General features: G+C 66.1%; 1 protein-coding gene. It reads left to right on the top strand.

Translation table 11 applies throughout. From position 1 onward, the window contains the following. The first annotated feature begins 67 nt into the window (after positions 1 to 67). A protein-coding gene (locus PUT80_RS46205) for an IS3 family transposase (protein WP_275295922.1) occupies positions 68 to 1,227 on the top strand; the annotation gives its coding sequence in 2 pieces (ribosomal slippage) (positions 68 to 346 and positions 349 to 1,227; 1,158 coding nt in all). Positions 1,228 to 1,269: the final 42 nt, after the last annotated feature.

The raw sequence follows: 1,269 nt of genomic DNA on the forward strand, positions 1-1,269 counted from the left end.
GGGTCTGCCCAGGGTCTGGTTGACACCTCACCTGTGAGGCTTCGGCCTCGCCTGGAAGGATGTCATCGTGCCCAAGCCCTATCCCCGCGAGTTCCGTGACGACGTGGTCGCCGTGGCCCGTCGCGGCGAGACCCCGTTGAAGCAGGTCGCCAAAGACTTCGGGATCTCCGAATCCTGCCTGGCCAACTGGCTGCGCGCCGCCGACGTCGAGGACGGCGCCCGGCCCGGCGTGACCCGCGAGGAGTCCGCCGAGCTACGCGAGTTGCGTAAACGCAACCGGCTGCTCGAGCAGGAGAACGAGGTCCTGCGCAAGGCCGCGGCTTACCTGGCGCAGGGTAATTTGCCGGGAAAATAGCCTTCCCGCTCGTCCGTGAACTGGCCGCGGCCGGCGCCCCGATCAGGGTGCCGGTCGCGGTGACGTGCAGGGTGCTGGGGATCTCCCGGCAGGCCTACTACCAGTGGTGCTCGTCTCCGGTCTCGCAGCGCGACTTCGACGACGCGCATCTGATCAACGCCGCGCTGGAGATCCATGCCGACGACCCGGCGGACGGGTACCGGTTCATCGCCGATGAACTCGCCCGCCGGGGGTTCACCGCGTCGGAGAACCGGGTGTGGCGGATCTGCTCGATGCAGCAGATCTTCTCGTTGCACGCCAGGAAGAAAGGCCGTACTCGTCAGGCGGGACCGCCGGTGCACGACGACCTCGTGCGCCGGGATTTCACCGCCACCGCCCCGAATACCAAGTGGTTGACCGATATCACCGAGCATCCCACCGGCGAGGGCAAGCTGTACTTGTGTGCGGTCAAGGACTGCTACTCCAACAAGATCGTCGGATACTCCATCGCCTCGCACATGCGGGCCTCACTCGCCCTCAGCGCGCTGCGCAACGCGATCGCACTGCGCGACCCGCGCGATGTCGTGGTCCACTCCGACCGCGGCGCTCAATTCCGGTCGGGAGCCTACCGGTCCCTGTTGCGCAGCCATGGGCTGACCGGGTCGATGGGCCGGGTCGGTGCCTGTGGTGATAACGCTGCGATGGAGTCGTTCTTCTCGTTGCTGCAGAAGAACGTTCTCGATACCCGCTGGTGGCGCACGCGGGAGGAGCTTCGGTTGGCGATCGTGTCCTGGATCGAGACGAAGTATCACCGCAAGCGCCGGCAACGGGGGCTGGGCAAGCTCACCCCGGTCGAGTTTGAGACCATCTACACGGCTGCAGAAGCGGCCTGAGAAACAGTCAGCCCCGGTGTCAACCGAAGTCTGGGCAGACCC

Origin of the sequence: Amycolatopsis sp. La24, assembly GCF_029087445.1 — a bacterium.
Classification (GTDB): Bacteria; Actinomycetota; Actinomycetes; order Mycobacteriales; family Pseudonocardiaceae; genus Amycolatopsis; species Amycolatopsis nivea.